The sequence below is a fragment of the Paenibacillus sp. KS1 genome, assembly GCF_001680695.1.
GTDB lineage: Bacteria > Bacillota > Bacilli > Paenibacillales > Paenibacillaceae > Paenibacillus_B > Paenibacillus_B suaedae.
In genome coordinates, this window is the sequence record NZ_MAIS01000019.1 from 22,044 (window position 1) to 39,126 (window position 17,083).

Sequence of the window (17,083 nt, forward strand, 5' to 3'; positions counted from 1 at the left end):
GGTGGATTTTACGATATAATGCCTGATCAAAGCCAAGATGAAAACAAAAGAAGCCCTGCCTTCCGGGCTATTCGCCGTTAGTAGACAGGACTTCCTTCTTGTTATTTATTAATCCAACGTAATATAATCTACTTTTTTCAATAATCGAACTAGTAGAATGGCTGCCTGTGCACGTGTTGCTGAACCCTTAGGCTGGAAGCGATCCGTGCTAACCCCTTGAATGAGTCCATCCTGTACGGCCTGTGCCACGATTGTTGCGCCTGCACGTGTAAATTCTTTATTGTCCTTGAATGACTTCAGCACATCTGTCGATGCAGCGGACATCCGATATCCTGCTGCTTGTGCAGCACGAACCATCATAAGCGTAATCTGCTCGCGTGTCACAAATTGCTTCGGCTTGAATGTTCCATCTGGGAAGCCCGTAATTACACCTGCACGGATGGCCGCACCAATGTAGGCTCCGGTCATATCTCCTTGATTCACATCGCGGAAACGCTTGACAGCTTCACTATCTGGTTCAAGACCTAGCGCTCGAGCAATCGAGACAGCAAATTCCTCACGCGTAATCGGCTTGTTCGGCTCGAACTTGGTGGTGCTGCGTCCACTCATAATCATTTTGGATACGAGGGCAGTCACATCCGCTTGTGCCCAATGTCCCTGCAAATCGATGAAGGATTGCTTCCCTACCGTAAAGAGAATAATCTTTGTGCCAACCATGTTTGTAATGGCTACGGTATCTAATCCTGCACGAGACACCTTGGTTGGCAAGTATCCTAATTTCGAGTAATTCTTCATCCACTCTACTAATGCTGCCCGGCTGGCAGTTACTGACTGGGAAGACTTCATTTTTACAACGGTATCGATATTCAGCGCGCTACCAGTGCCATTGTTTACTACATTGAACAGCGCGAATTGATAAGCCTTCACCATTGCTGTCGCTTGTACACTTGCAAGCTCATTCGTAATCGTCGCTGTTTCATTGACCGGATCGATTTCAAAGAGAAGTGAAGAATTCGTGATTGATCCTTGCGTTCTTTGGATGATCTTGCTCATCGTATCGCGATTAAGCGATATTCCGTATACAGCTTCCTTATACTTCACGGTAAACCAAATCGCATCGGTTCGCGAATATGCCTTTTCAAAAGCTGCTAACGGCACTACGACCCGCGCGCCCGCTTCTGTGGATGGCACTTCGAATCGAAGCTGCTTATCCGAATCCAGAGATTGGCCAGCAAACTCAAATGCCGTCTTCACCTTAGTAGTATCAAGCGTATAACGATTGACCGTTACTCCGCTGCTTGTCCGGTCAGTAGTAATTTGAGCTGTATTCTGAAGCAGAACATACGCATAGTCTCCGAAGGAGCTGTCCTTGTCGCTTTTTACAAAGTAACTATCCAGCGACCCTGCTGTTGTTCCACCTGTACCCGTTGCCCCTACTTTCAAGTTGGAGAATGTCTTGATTTCGATTCCGGCCTCTGATTGAAGTGGTTTGGAACCTGTATTGTAGGTCACACTTAAGTTGCTTCCATCTGTTGGCGGGTACATTAACTCGATCGTCACTTGCGTTCCGCTGACTGTTACTTGTTTAATACTCATCGCCTGGTTACCTGACGTGACCAGAAACTGCGGATAATAGGACACCGACATCGATTCAAGCCGCTTGTTAAACGTCAAGATGATCGAAGGGGACTTCCAGGTTATCGATTGGACAGTCGCAGCTTCACTATCTGTCGAATTTGAAGCAGATACAAGGTTCAAGTTGGAAGCATAGTTGTAATTCCAATCGCGCAGCGGCGGATTCCCTCTCACATACGATACGGTTACATTATCTGTTTTCAGTACCGCCGATTGCAAAGTCAGTTCCACCCGGTTTTCCTTAATCTCGACCTTCGTGACGTAACGTGCCTTCTCATTCACGAGTACCGAGAACTGGTTCTTCATCGGAATGTTGTTCTTATCCATCGGTTTGTTGTACTTCAGAATCATCTTCGTTCCAAGCACCGTTACCTCTTTCAGTTCCGGCGGCTTATTGTCATAACTGTTACGAACGAAAAATTCCTCGATCGTCCCTACCTTGCTACCACGGGTATCCTCTAGTGGATAATTGCCTGGCGTGTAGCTGACCTTGACAATATCCCCGTTTGATACCGAACGGTTTAATGATAAGGTCACGGTAGAAGAGCTGCTGTTATGCGATAGTTTATCAATTCCTACAGTGGAATCATTATATGTGACAGTAAATTGACCGTCTGCATTGGAAGAAACGCTTTTCAGAGAATCTGTAAAATATAAATATAAAGTAGAGCCGGAAATATACCCATCACGCAGCTTCGTCAGCGTCGTATCTACCTTATTCTCAACGGCACGGGAGCTAAAGCTGGAAGCTACATTGCCTACCGTATCACGCACCATGCGGAAGCGTGCCGCATAGCTAATCTTGACGTCTTGACCTACTGCAACGCCGCTCTCCAGTGACACATAGACATAATTGCTAGAGGTATACGCGCTGCTGACACGCCGCTCCTCGTTATTCACTAGTACGGTGAATTCGTTGGAAGGCGGATTCGCGTTGCTATCCAGCGTCTTGTTATACCGAATTTGAATTAACGAGTTGTTGTACATCGTCACATCTTCTACTGCTGGCGGATTCCGATCCGTAATTGCCGTAGAAAATGTCCATTCAGACAAACCTGCAAATTCATTGCCGGCTGCATCCTTAACGGCTCCCCTTGCAATACTGACCGTATACACGGTGTTTTCCTGCAAATTAGAGGCAGGGTAAATCCACAACTCTTTCGAATTGCGTACGTAGGCGCTGGCTGATTCAGAATAGGAATAGGATTTGCGCCGCAAGTCCACGCCTTTGCCCGTATATACGATTGGTTTACTGAAGGTTATAATTAGCGTCTTGTTCGCCGGTACAGACACACTGCCGGACGATGGATCGAAGCTGACTATCGTTGGTGCGGTTGTATCCGTTGATTGCGTTCGGAACGTCCATTCCACAGCATCCATCAGGTTACCAGCAGCATCTCGGAATGCTCCCTTCGGTATGGAAACTACATATGTACGATTTGGTTCCAAAGTCAGAACATTCGTGGACTGAATAACCGCAGAGCCGCCTCCCGTTATTGCTGAGGTAACAGGGAGCACAATATCCTGGCGTCCATCTGATTTAATCACAATATTGCCTGTCACTTGATAGACAGACTTATCGAATGTAAGTTCCAAGCGCGTCTGCGGGGGCACAGCTGTCCCATCCAGCGAGCGCTTTGTTATTTTCGGTGGATTTGTATCCACACCAGGCGTCGTTGTAAAGTTCCAATACGTCTTGCCTGAGAAGCCTGCTACGGGAGTTCCGTCATCCAAATCGAGAAATGCACCTGCATCCATCGTGACATAGTACGCTGTTCCAGCTTCTAATCCATCTAGTTTCGTCGTTGCTGTAAGTCCATTCACTACGAAATCCTTCGCAGCGATTGTCTTCACGACACTGTTATCACTGAACTTATTGATCTTGATGCTGCCTTGGCCCGCTTGGATAGGACGGCTAAACGTAATTTGCGCATCCGCAGGCAAAGCAATTCCTTGGCCTTGTGGCGAGAATGATGCCGCTTCCTGCTGGGATTTAGTTGAAAATGCCCATTCTGCAGGTGTGGACAGCTCTCTAGAGGCTTCGCCCAAAAAGAGCTTTCCATCAACTTTTACAACATATCTTGTTCCTGCTTCAAAAGGCTGCAACCCTTCCAGCTGGAATGTTACGTTATCAGTTGTTACTATTTTTCCGATTCCATTCGCACTTGTTTCAGCAAAGCGCTGCTGTGCTCCTGTTTTTTCATTCGTTACCGTAATGTACCCATTCGTCATGGATACTTTTTCGTTGAACGTAAATTGTATGCTTGATGGATTGATCGAGACTTCCTGCGCACCGTTAGCTGGCAATGAGCTGACTATCGCAAGAGGGGTAGCTGCGTGCACTTCGGGCACACCTCCCCATCCGAACACTCCTAAAAAAAGGACAAAGGCCATTGTAGCCGCAATCCATTTCTTCATTCTATATGCTCCTTTCATTCCGAAGACAGTTGTACTCTATTTGTCGGTAAAAAGGAGGAAATAGTTTAGATTCATCACCACCGGTACGCAAAAAAGACCTCCTCCTAAGCCTGATAGCCCAGAAAGAGGTCTTGTATAAGCGCTCAAATAATAAAGGGTTAGATTATAAACCCGCTTGCTCCCGCAGAGCATCTGCTTTGTCTGTACGTTCCCAAGGCAAATCCAAATCAGTACGGCCAAAATGTCCGTAAGCAGCAGTCTGCTTGTAGATTGGTTTGCGCAGACCAAGCATTTTAATAATGCCTGCAGGGCGAAGATCAAAATGAGATTGAATCAGTTCAACAATCTTTTCTTCATTTACTTTGCCTGTTCCGTAAGTATCCACGTTAATGGATACTGGAGTAGCTACACCAATGGCATAAGCCAATTGGATTTCACATTTGTCTGCCAAGCCAGCTGCTACGATATTCTTCGCAACATAGCGCGCTGCATAAGCTGCAGAACGGTCAACCTTCGTTGGATCCTTACCAGAGAATGCACCGCCGCCATGGCGTGCATATCCGCCGTACGTATCCACGATGATTTTCCGACCAGTCAAGCCTGCATCACCTTGTGGTCCGCCGATTACGAAGCGGCCAGTTGGGTTAATGTAGTACTTCGTCTTATCGTCAAGCCATTCACTAGGCACGACCGGAGTAATAACCAACTCTCTGATATCACGTTGGATTTGCTCCAATGTTGTATCTTCAGCATGCTGTGTCGACACGACAATCGTATCTACACGAACTGGCTTATCTCCATCATATTCAATCGTCACTTGTGTCTTACCATCTGGACGAAGGTAAGGCAGTGTGCCGTCTTTGCGTACTTCGGACAAACGACGAGCAATACGGTGTGACAATGCGATTGGAAGCGGCATGAGTTCTGGCGTTTCGTTCGTTGCAAAGCCGAACATCAAGCCTTGGTCGCCTGCACCGATATTCTCGGTTTCTTGCTTGGCATCTTCAGTACGTGTTTCAATGCCAGCGTTAACCCCCTGAGCAATGTCTGGAGATTGTTCGTTAAGCGAGGTCAATACTGCACAGGTATTATAATCGAAACCGTACTTCGCGCGCGTATACCCGATATCTTTGATCGTGTTGCGTACGATAGATGGAATGTCAACATAATCTGCCTTTGTGCTGATTTCTCCTATGACGAGAACTAATCCCGTGGCTACGGATACTTCACATGCAACCCGAGCATTCGGGTCGTTCGCCAAAAAGGCGTCCAATACCGCGTCCGAAATCTGGTCGCATATTTTATCCGGGTGTCCCTCAGTAACGGACTCGGACGTAAACAAGTGGCGTCCTTTCAATGACATAGGACTCGACCTCCTAACCTATAATATGGCTCTACCATGAGCAGCCTAAACAAAAAATGAACCTTTCCCGAATGGAAAAGGTTGTTATAGCAGCCTTCGAAAAATCATATTACTGTATTTGTCCGGTCCTGTCAATGAAAGCGTCAAAAGTTGGATTACCTATTTTTGCTGCAGTGCTGTGGCAATGAGACGTTTTGTTATTTCTCCGCCTACCGAACCAGCATCACGCGAAGATAAGCTACCCCAATCAGCATGACTAGTCGTATGTTGAACCGGAACGCTGCCGAGTTCGGAAGCGAACTCTGTATCCATTCTAATATGCGCTCCATGATGAGAAACCGGAAGTCCGAACTCGGCTGCAATCTCATATTTCATACGGTGCAGGGCGTCTCTGCTGGCTGGCACTAACGTTTTTTTGCTCACGGTAATATCCTCCCTCGTTATATATGCATCAGTAATAATTATTGTGCCTCATTTAGGAGGATGCACCCGCAGGAAATGTTGCCGGCCCTGCCAGCTCATGTTAATTACTCAGCTTTTTGCACTACTGAATAGCCCCCGCGTACCATAACAATCAAACCATTCTCCTGCTGCGGATCTGGCATCACACCGCGTCCATCACGCGGGAACAACAGCAAGTGGTTCGTCGCAACCACTTGCCCGCTCTTGATATCTGTGCCTTCCGTTACATCCGGCACCCCATTCTCATCCGGGCTTGTGATGACTGCCTTTCCGTTGCGGACAATAACTTCAGTTCCAGCCTTAGCAATAAGCTTCTGGCCAGTTTTAACCGTTACGACTTTAAGTTCCGTATTGCTTGTTGTATCGCCCTCAGGCTGATCCTTCTTCGGGTTATCTTTGTCCTTGCTCGTAGTGTCATTGCCTGTATTGCCTTTCTTCAATTCAGCTTGGATAAGGGATTTAACTTGTTGGTCCACATAACTCTTCGTTACAAGTGGATCTGAAGATGTTCCTGAGGTTGTATCTGCTGCGAATGCATTCACACCCAAAATAGAACCTGCCACAATTCCCCCTGTTATCAATGTTGTAGATAAAATAACTTTCGTAAATTTGTTCATTTTTTCTTCCTCCTACTTCTTATGCCAAAAACTCCCCTCTACGAGGGGAGTTTTCTTTATTGTTTTAGTCCGCTGTTTTTGCATTTCTAATGTTGTACGCACTACCATGGCTAGCTAGCTTGATCTTCTCTTTATCGAATACATCATACAAGGTTAGCTGGAAGCCACCGTTCTCGATTTTCTCAAAGAATGCGTCCGAAATAGAGGTTGAGAATGACTTATTCTTGCCTTCTGTAAATTCTTTAACAAAGTCAATCTCTTTTTCAAACCTCTTGCCACTTGAATCTACAATTTCAATGACTAACTTATGACCGTAGTCTCCCATGTTGTATTCCAATTGGCGAGCCATATCGTAAGAGAACTCGATAGACAAGTTCGATGATCTGTTAGCAGTCACGTAGAAATTGTATAAAGTCAACGAATAAGGGAATAGATCAAGATTTACAAAGTCTCGTTGAAGCGTAGGCTGTACGACTTTCAAATCCATTGCTACTGCATTGATATATCCATCAGACTCACCCTTTGGAGGTGTCAGTTTATTCTCGGTAATTCCTTCACCGATAATAAGCTGCAAATCTGTTTTATTAACCGTTTTCGGTACTTTCACCCATGCCGTTACGACATTCAATCCTTGCGGACTCGTAGGGCCCTGTACTTGGGAAAGATTTGCTTTATAGTAACGTCCATCATCTGATCGATAGTATGCTACCATTTGAGATAAAATCGTCTGGCGCTCTTCCTGGCTCTTCATAACAAGATCCGTATAGATGATTTGTTCAACGGCACCTTCATACACCTTGCTGTTCTTTACTTCAATATCCGCTTTGCGTCCTTGAGTAGTAAGATTGTATACTTTACCAAATTCAACGACAGGCAACTTGCTTAACTTGCCTCCATTCGTGAACTGAATGATTGGGGCACTATCCGTTTCCCCTATTTTCTCCATTAGTGCCGTCTGGACTTGAGAGAAGTCCATATAACTTGGTACCTTCGTTACGATGTATACATCGACGACTTCCCTCGCTCCGATGATTAAAGCACCATTCGAGCTTATCACCTGTGTTTTACCAGATACCCCGGAAGTATCCAATTTAAAGACACCTTCTAAAGCTGGCAATTGAATTGTTTTCGTTTCTTTGTTTTTAATTTTTAATTTTGCTGACAGTACATCCCCGTCTAACCAAGGTAGACGTTGTAGAGACTCTATTGTGATTCCAAGGTTGCCTTTGCTATGCTGCACATCGTATTCAATTCCCGTTTGATTGCGCATGGATTGAAGATCAGGCAATTTATAAGTTCCTTCAGGGAACTTGAAATTCGAGTCCTTTTGATTCGTTTCAGGCTTCGTTGGATCCTTTTGTTCGGAATCTCCAGGCTTATTGAGTTGAAGTTTTAATTGCTCAAGAGGTACGTCAGTAGATACCATCGCACTCAATGTGATTGGTCGTTTCTCCATTGCTTTCAATGTCAAATTATCGAGTGATTTTGTAGGGATCGGAACAGATAATCCGTTTGGTCCTTTCAAAACAAATTCATATTTTGGTATCGTCACTGGACGATTCGATAAATTTTCAAATTGGAAGGTCAATGTAATATCATTATCTTCAAAACTTTGATTTGCCCAACCGTTCAAAATTTTTGTGCTGACTTTTGCCTTGTCGATCGTTATTACTTGCTCTTTATTCGCTGGAATAACAGAAGTGGCTGCATTCGAAGCTGGCAACTTTAAGGTTGCTACAGGCAGATTAATTTTTGCAGTCTCATCCTCTGTCAGTAGTTGAAGCTCCAAGTTTTTGATAACGACACTCTTAGGAATTGCCGTCATGAAATTCAATGTCTTTTTCTCGCTAGGCTGCAGCTTATACTCCTTACTTGCGCTATCTGGTACAAGAGGGTAACTGCTTCCGCTTGCTGTTTTAATTACGTATTTGTAAGTTGGATTCTCCAACGCTTTAAACCCTAAATTTTCTACATTTACTGCAACATTTACATAATTCATGTCTTCATTAAGCATCGAGGTTACTCGATCAATGCTTGTTTTTATAGGAATATCATTCATTCGTACTGTGCTGCTTTTTCCAACTACAGTCGATGCAGTCATCCATGTAGGAATTTGAAAAGAGCCCAATCTGTTTTCAAAACCAGCTTTGCTAAAATCCCACTTTATGATATCAAAAAATAAATCATTAATGGTAATACCCTTTGCTACTTTTGCATAATAGGTAACACTCATCTCAGACAAACCTGGTACTGTTTTTTTCTCTTTATCCTTTGTAGTCAATACACTAGAATACACTGTACCACCTTTTGTCCGAACCTTCGTCCAGTAATCAATAAGCGGCAAGCTGCGCTGATCATTATTATAATAAGTTAACGTATACGTCAAAATATTACTTTCATCTTGTTTATACATGTTTACATCCGTCAGCTTGACTGCACTTTTAGCAGTCAAGCGAATTGGCTTTAACTCACTAAGCGTATGTACTGGCGTCGGTTTAGCCGCAGGTTTTGTTTGCTTGCTGGTGCTTTGTTGTTTAGAAGCTTTTGTATCTGCAGCATAAATATTTGCCGTAGGGAAGGCTGACGCCCCTAAAATGAGGGACAACGATAACATTGTCGCAATGGCGGTTGTTCTTTTCAATCTACTTTCCTCCTATGCGTAGAATCTACATATATAGTATAACGCATAAAGATAAAAGAAAGTTGCGATTTTCAGCAAGTTGGAGGGTTACATTGTTGTAAGCTTTGTATAAAAAAAGAAAGCCCCGAAGGGCTTTCTTTTTAGAAGATATTAATTATTTCTTTTCAGTGAAGTAGTTCGATACAGTGAAACCTTTCAGTGTAACTTGTTTCGTAGTATCTTTCATATCAACGATGTACTTATTCACATAGTTGAATTCATCATTCATCTTAACAGTGATGAAATCATCTTTAGTCAATTTAACAAGCTTACCTTCTTTGTCTGGGTTCACAGTGAATTTAACAACCAATACTCTGTGATCAACAGAACCGTTAACAGTAGCAAGATCTACACTAGTCAATGTAACTGGTGTCGCTTTTTCGTTAACTGCTACATCGAAGAGAGTCAGAGCTTGAGCTTTGTTCACAATGTCAACATCACCAGTCAAACGAATTGTTGCTTGGTAAGTTGCAGAAGTAACATCTGGTTGAGTAACATTAAGTGAATCTTGAACAGCCTCTGGTCTTACATTGTTGACACCAGAAAGATTGGTTGGGCCAGATTTAACACGAACATTGAGAACATCAGCAGTTGTTGCTTCATCTCTCACGATCAATTGACCACCGGAAAGGCTAGAAGGCAGTGTGGAATCTCCTGTGAATTTCAAAGTAAGAGATGTTCCATCAGTGCTCAACTCATGGCTTGTTGGTTTAAATGTTGCACTATTAACCAATACTGAGAAATCTTCAATGTTGATATAGTTGATTTTCCCGCCGAAATTAACTTGAATCTCATTACGGTCAACTACTTTAGCTTCCTTAACAGCAATGACGTTAGCAAATTCTTCGCCCAAGGAGCCTTCATATGTCAGCGTGTAAGAATCGCCGTTTTTGATGTAGTCACCCTTAGCGTTTTTCACTTGGCTTACAGACAAGTAGTGTTTCTTAGCTTTGTCGCTCAGATCAGCTGTTGGAATAAGTTTACCACTCTTAGAAGTGATGCGGATAGTATCACCAGATACCATGTTGATATCATAATCAGTGATTGATTTGTTATCAAAGAGATATTTCTCTTTAACCAATACACTTCCGTCACCGTCAGTTCTCATATCGTCCTTAAATTGAACGTAGAGGTTTTGCTCGCCACCGCTTTCAGAGAACCAAGAACGAACGATTCCTGTTTTTGCAGTTTGCTTAGCAGTGAATGTTTGCGACCATGGAGCCATTGTGTTTTGCAATGCAGCCGTATCACGAACACCAGCAACTTCCAAGATGTAATCAGTTTGGTTAGACAATTTACCGTTCAAGTTAATTGTCACTTTATAATCTTTTTCATCGTAAGATGGCTTAGCAACCGGATGTCCGTCACCGTCTACGCCATTGAAGTTTTTCAAGACTTTTCCGTCTCTGTCTTTCAACGTATAGTTAACAGCATTTTGAGCGGACTCTTTATCCAACTTTTTGCTGAATTCAAGAACCAATTGGTGGTTGTTCAACGCGCCAACTTCTTTAACTTCCAACTTCAATACTTCTGGACGAGATTGATCCAATGTAGGGTTCACTTTGATTTCGCGATCAGCTTTGTTGCCGCTGTAGTCAGTTGCACCTTTTACATAGATTGTGTTATCGCCAGTGTACATTTTATTGCTGAATTCAACTTTAACTTTGTTGTCTTTGTAAGTAATTTTACCAGTGTTGCCGGAAGCGTTGTGGTACACTTTTTCAATAGACTTTACTGTTTCGTTAAATTCAAGCTCAAGCTCGTTCAAATCAGTTGTTTTAGCGGACACGATTTCAGGAGCTGCTGTATCTTCAGCAATCGTGAATTCTTTGTCTGCTGGAATGCTCTTCAGACCAGAGAAGTCAGAGATTTGGCTTGCGCTCACTTTATGAGTGCCAACAGACAACTCTTTCTTAACGATTACTACGTTTGGATACATGTAGTCAACGCTACCTGCTACCATAGCACCGTCAACTTTGTAGTTGCTGGAAGCAACTGCATCGCCGCGTTTAACTGGCTCAGAGAATACGATTTTGAATGCTTTCGTACCCAAGCCAACAACTTCTTTGATTTCAGGTGTTTTTACGTCAACTGGAGTGAATTTCTTTGTTTCGTTGAACGTTTTAGAAGAATCTTCGTTCTTAACGTTTTTGATTTTCACTTCAGTTTCTTTTTGGTTCTTCAAGTCGGAACCATTTTCTTCAAGCAAGATTGTGACAGAGTTTTTGTCTTGCGCCATTGTCACGCTCTCGATTTTCATGTCTTTAACTTCGTAGTTGTTTTTGTTCTCAGCAGATTTTTGCTCGAGAGAACCGTCAAATGTTACGACAACTTCTTTCAAGTTTTCAGCTGTAACGGATTTGATGCTTTGAGCAGAAGTAATAGTGTAAGTAACTTTTGCAGTTACTTCTTTACCTTTGTATTGGAATTTAACTTCAGTTTCTTTGTTAGCTTCCAATGCTTTTTCCAAAGTAACTTTCACAACTTCTTTGTCAGTCATTGTGAATTCAACGTTTTTGGAGTCGATTACTTTGTAAGATGCAACTTTAGGACCTTTAACGAGTTCGTCAGCTGCATATGCTGCTTCTACCAATTGAGTGCGAGTTGCGTTCGCTTTAGGGTTTGCATCTTTGGAGAACAAACCAGCGTCAACTGCTGCTTGGAAGTAGCCTTTAGCCCATGAAGAAGCGTTGTTTTGAGCGTCTTTAACTTCTTCAAGTTTCAAAGCGTTAACCAAAGTTTTAGCTGCTTCTTCAACTGTGATTTTGCCGTTGAAGTCGAACAACTTCTTCTCCAAATCTTTACCTTGCATCAAGCCTTCTTTTGTTACAGCTTCGATGAATGGAGCTGCCCAGTTTTTAGCACCATAGTTTTTATCTTTGTAAGAATATTCACCATGGATTTCTTTCAGACCGAACAATTTCACGAGTACTTTCGCGAATTCTGCACGAGTCATGTCTTTATCAAGGCCAGCGGATCCATCTGGATAACCGTTGAATACACCTTGAGTTTTCAATGCATCAAATTTCTCTTGAGTTGTTTTAGCTGCGTCAGCACCGAAAGCTACGTTTGCGAACATAGAGAACGCCATAGCAACGGAAAGCAGAAGGGCCAATCTTTTCTTCATAACCTTTTTTTCTCCTCCTCTAAATTGCTTCGTTTGTTTAGTTTGTTGCGTAGAAGTTTGATAGTTCATTTCCCTCATTCGCCGATTCACCCCCTTCCTCAGAGTGAGCGAAATGTAATCTAAAAAGAAGTCTGCAACATAAGGACATGCCACAGAAACTAGTAATCGATTAGGAACAAATGAAAATAAATAGAAATGCTCATACCACTCTAGACATTATACAATGTCAACTGCCTAGCGTAAAGTATATTTTTGTGAAATACAGGGAACAATAATTAAATTAACCACTGTATTCGAGCTTCATCATATTAAACGCACAGGTTTCGAAAAAGTTGCGCTCTACGGAAAATTATTTTTAAATTTTTTCGCAGATTTCAGACAATGTCTTGCTCATTACATTCAATAACGCATATACACGGATATGCTATACATATTGCAATACTTGAATTCATCTATATGTATGCATTAACGAATACATCTCCTAGTATAGCGCCAAGCTAAGAAGGAGTCACTGGCTAATGTTTTCCACTGAATGACAGATCACCCATGAATATGATCATAGGTAGATTCATTACATGTTTACCAGATCAATGATCCTAATAAAACGAATATCTTCTATTATATAAAGGAAGAGAGCCGAGCAAAATCGGCTCTCTCCTTATTACCCGAAGATGTACACGCTGAATCTATGTTACATCTTCGGCAGCTTCTTCAAATCAATCATAGCACGCGCCATAATGAGAGCAGCGTCGCCACGGAGCATATTCGCAGATGGCTGGAATACATAACCCTTCTTCGGATCAGATGGGTCAATCGGAACTCCTGTAATGAAGCCTTTCTTCGCGATAGCAAGTACCGCTGGCTGTGCATAGTAATCTATCTTGTCCGCATCTTGGAAATACTTCAACAGATCCTTGCGAACTTTATCACGCTTCGTCTCAAGCTTCATGTTCAAAGCTTTCGCAAGCATTACCGCTGCATCCTGACGGATAATAGAGTAATCTCCACCAAATTCATTCGGAGAAACACCACGAACGATACCATCACGTGCAGCCGTCTCCACATAGCGGAAGTCCCACAGCTGATTCACATTAATCGTATTCATCTTATCAGCCGCCGGTACAACGACGTCATTGAAATGTTTCTTACCGTCATAATTCAATGGCATCTCTTTCGCACGAACAATCATACGAGTGAATTCGCCACGAGATACATACATATCTGTACCAAACATGGAGAATGGATCAAATGGATTCATAACGCCTTTTGCAAATATCGTTTCAATGAAATCACGTGCATATGGATGCTGTACCACATCATGATAAGAGTAAGACATCTTACCAACAACATAGTATCCAAAGCGCGTAATTGGAACGGTTACGGTATGTTTCTTCGAATCTACAACACCGCCAATGTTCTCCCATTGCTGTAATTCCGAATCAAAACGGAACACACTCACAGTGCGACCACCATCATCGGTTACGTTTTTATCATAGCTCAGTGTTAATTTACCTGGTTTAGACATGATAAGCTCATTACGCAAGTCGCGCTTATAGAACATCTCAATTGGCGAACCTGGATATTGATAAGGCTCAACACCATACTTAATTGGGTCATAAACAGACTCTGTCTTGATGTCATCCGCTTGACCTGGATCCATCCAAATAACTGGACCAGCCTTAATAAAGCGTTCAGGGAAGCTTGCTTCAAAAATGTTCTTTGCTTCTATCTTCGCCAAGTCATAGTTCGCTGGCTGATACTCAAACTCACGGCGATCTACTTCACCATCGAATGAATTCGCAATCGCGAACAGTAGATTATGGCCACTAAAAACTTGGTTTTTGAAGTTTTGCGGCACATTATAGTCGCGTCTTACGAGATTCGCACCTTTTTCGAAGGTCAAGTTTACGATTCCTTCAAATACCTTATGTGATTTTTTCATTGGCTCCATATACTGAGCCCCTGGAATTGACGTAGGTACGTACTTCACCGTAATCGTATTTTTGAAGGTATCCTTACCTCTTGAAATGGCAATTTCAATCTTATTATCTTTATTTGCTTTAAGTCCTACGACAAATGCACGATAGGCATTTTCATAAGGCTTTTGTGTCTTGTCATAGCTTGGGTAGTAAATAATTTTTTCTGCTGGAATTTTATTAATAACTACCTTTTCTGCACCTGGCGAGTCAATAATGACTTCAACAAAGTTTTGGTTAACCACTCGCTTTTCAAGCGCTGGCTTCAAAATCGTGTAAGGCACATCTACCGGCACAACTTCCAAACGGTATGTTGCACGAGGGCCACCTTCGCCACTGTTAAATACAGTCATGTTCATTGCGACAGGAGTTCCATCACCCGGAAGATTTATACCCTTAATAATAAAGCTGAAGAATTGTTTATCATTATCGTAGTAAACAGAGATTCCGTTAACTACTGCACTCGAATTGTACGTATCCCCATTTTTGTCGGTGAACATATTCTCCAGTGTCCACTCGATTTTACCTAATGGGTTTTTGTCGTTTTTCAATACAGGCGATTGAATGACTAATTTATAATTTTGAAGCTCATTTTTTGTAGTACCACTGCCCCGCAAGCTAGTAAGCTTTCCTTCAATTTCAGCTTTATTTTTCCCGAGATCAACAAAGTCGAATGTACCGTATACATTCATCTGCGCTTCACGGGTCAGATAAACTCCGCCTTTTTTCTCAAAGCGAGGGTCATTTGGCTTCGGATCTGGATATGTTGTGCTGTATGGATAGATTCCGTCTGTCTCAGGTGCTGGAATAACCGGCAAGTTAGTCGGAATGAGCGTTACCGTGATTGTGTTCTCGTAATGCGATTTTTGGGAACGGAAAACAAATTTGATTTTGTTGTCTCCCATATACAACGCATTAAAGGCGTCTTTCTGGTTTACTAATTTGAACTTACTTTTGTTTGTTCCGCTTATTGGAGCCAGTTCCAAGGTTGTATTATTAATACTGAAAAATACCGTTTGATCTTTCCCTGAGTATTTAAGCTCTTCTTCGTTGGCAATATTGTAGATTTGACCCGCCAAGTCCTGCAATTCTTTCATGACTTGATCTTGACGATTAGCATCTGTTGTGTCCGTATAAATTTTTTGGCCGTCAAATGCTCCGTCGTATTTTACATATGGCCCGTACAAAAGTGTAACCGTTGCCGTATATGTTTCATTGGAGCCATCCAAACGAAACACAATCGTCTGTTTCCCTGTGCTTGGCAACTTATCAATCAGGTATACAACCCGACTCATCGATGTAGGCACCCCATTGATATTTTGAACCGTTACGTCCTCAGCAACAATCGTAGGGTTTAAATGGTAAGTATTAGGATCTTGCTTTTTGCCTAATGCGTCGGTTACAGATTCAATCGAAATTCTAGGACTGCTTCCATTAGGAACTAAAAATTGAATCGCAGCCGGCATGGAGAATAACTGTGCACCATCCAACTTTCCGCCTTGCAGCGCCACAGCTTCCCCTGGCGTCATTGTGTTGTTATATCCACTCAAATAATTAGCTGCGTAGATATATGGTTGGTTCGCATCCTTCAACAATACGGAAAATCCAGACATACTCTGCAATGAAGGAGTAGACAAAGCATAGTTCGTCGATGTCAATGTTAGGTTGGTACGCTCATTTTTTTTGACAGCGCCTGATATTTCAAATGAGTACTCCACAAATTTCGGATTCGAGGAAACCTCAACCACGTTCGTTGCATTTCCGTTTGTTTTGTTACCGCTGCCCGTTTCAATCATTTCATATGCGACACCCACGCTAGTCGGCTTCGCTTTGGTTGCATCGTAAGGAATAAGAACGCGACCATAAATTACACCATCAGTTGAGGCAGTAATCGTAGGACTTTGCGATAAATCATATTTTGTTGTTCCGCCAGTTTCCTTCATGTGAACATCGTGGAACGTTACATCACCATTGAAGAATGCTACTTCTCTTGTTGTTTCAACCGATTGTGTACCGTTAAATACTTTAATCTTAACTAAGTTCCGCCCTTGCTCAATGGCAATTGGAGAAGCAAAGAACGTCCAGTCGTTGCTTTTGGAAACGCCGAAGGACCAGCTTCGTCCGTTCACTTCGATTTGTACCTTATCCGCATTCGGTGCTTTACCCGAGATGCTGACGTTCACCGATTTTTTGCCTTGGGAAGCATCGGAGTAAACAATTGTCGACTCGTCTTCTTTCAAGTTATAGACATTCCCGTCCAAGGATACGGACATGTCGTACATCGTTGGACCATTGCGATACTCGATGAAGATGGAGTCATACACATCCGACATGCCTTGCAAGCCTTTGAATGTAACTTGGTTCAATCCAGGATACAACTGCAAATTATACAATTGGATTTTCGAACCATTGATCATAATGTTGGCTGTTTGGCCTTCACGTTTGTCGTTCTGATCCACTAAATATTTATCCGTCGCGGTTGGATCAGGATTTTTATTCAGTTTGTACACGCTATAAGAGATCGAATTTCCGTTAACGCCATTCAATGTTCCTTCTAGCGTCACACGTTCACTATTTGTTATACGTGCAGATGTAGGAGAATACTGTTCATTCGGAAATACGAAGTGGTTGGCGCTTGCTGCGAATGCCGTTGATACTGCTGTACCGAGAGATGCCGGGATAAGCGTAACGACAAGCGCGAGCGTCAACAGTATGGATACCAGTTTCTTCAACGCTAATAGCCTCCTTATTATAGAACCGTAGCTGAGTTGCCTCCATCGGCTCGTTCTTACTTGTTATTTCTGT

Annotated in this window: 7 protein-coding genes; all 7 read right to left on the bottom strand. The window is 42.7% G+C overall.

Annotated features, from left to right (window positions below):
• Positions 1–108 precede the first annotated feature (108 nt).
• On the bottom strand, positions 109–4,053 hold the full coding sequence (locus BBG47_RS08685; RefSeq protein ID WP_065291417.1) for an Ig-like domain-containing protein: 3,945 nt from the start codon (positions 4,051–4,053) through the stop codon (positions 109–111).
• Positions 4,054–4,216: 163 nt separating this feature from the next.
• Entirely contained in the window at positions 4,217–5,416 is a 1,200-nt protein-coding gene (gene metK / locus BBG47_RS08690) for a methionine adenosyltransferase (RefSeq protein ID WP_065291418.1), read from the bottom strand.
• A 159-nt stretch (positions 5,417–5,575) separates the two neighbouring features.
• Positions 5,576–5,839, bottom strand: a complete 264-nt coding sequence (locus tag BBG47_RS08695) for an alpha/beta-type small acid-soluble spore protein (protein WP_083189171.1) — start codon at positions 5,837–5,839, stop codon at positions 5,576–5,578.
• Positions 5,840–5,943: 104 nt separating this feature from the next.
• On the bottom strand, positions 5,944–6,495 hold the full coding sequence (locus BBG47_RS08700) for a hypothetical protein (protein WP_065291419.1): 552 nt from the start codon (positions 6,493–6,495) through the stop codon (positions 5,944–5,946).
• 64 nt (positions 6,496–6,559) lie between these two features.
• Entirely contained in the window at positions 6,560–9,136 is a 2,577-nt protein-coding gene (locus BBG47_RS08705) for a hypothetical protein (protein WP_083189173.1), read from the bottom strand.
• A gap of 154 nt (positions 9,137–9,290) precedes the next feature.
• A complete protein-coding gene (locus BBG47_RS08710) occupies positions 9,291–12,380 on the bottom strand; it encodes an Ig-like domain-containing domain (RefSeq protein ID WP_065291420.1) in 3,090 nt (1,029 codons plus the stop codon).
• A gap of 613 nt (positions 12,381–12,993) precedes the next feature.
• A complete protein-coding gene (locus BBG47_RS08715) occupies positions 12,994–17,010 on the bottom strand; it encodes an S-layer homology domain-containing protein (protein WP_065291421.1) in 4,017 nt (1,338 codons plus the stop codon).
• Positions 17,011–17,083: the final 73 nt, after the last annotated feature.

Bases quoted from the DNA above. Each gene is read 5' to 3' on its own strand.
- BBG47_RS08685 (WP_065291417.1), bottom strand. From the start codon at position 4,053: ATGAAGAAATGGATTGCGGCTACAATGGCCTTTGTCCTTTTTTTAGGA.
- metK (WP_065291418.1), bottom strand. From the start codon at position 5,416: ATGTCATTGAAAGGACGCCACTTGTTTACGTCCGAGTCCGTTACTGAG.
- BBG47_RS08700 (WP_065291419.1), bottom strand. From the start codon at position 6,495: ATGAACAAATTTACGAAAGTTATTTTATCTACAACATTGATAACAGGG.
- BBG47_RS08710 (WP_065291420.1), bottom strand. From the start codon at position 12,380: ATGAGGGAAATGAACTATCAAACTTCTACGCAACAAACTAAACAAACG.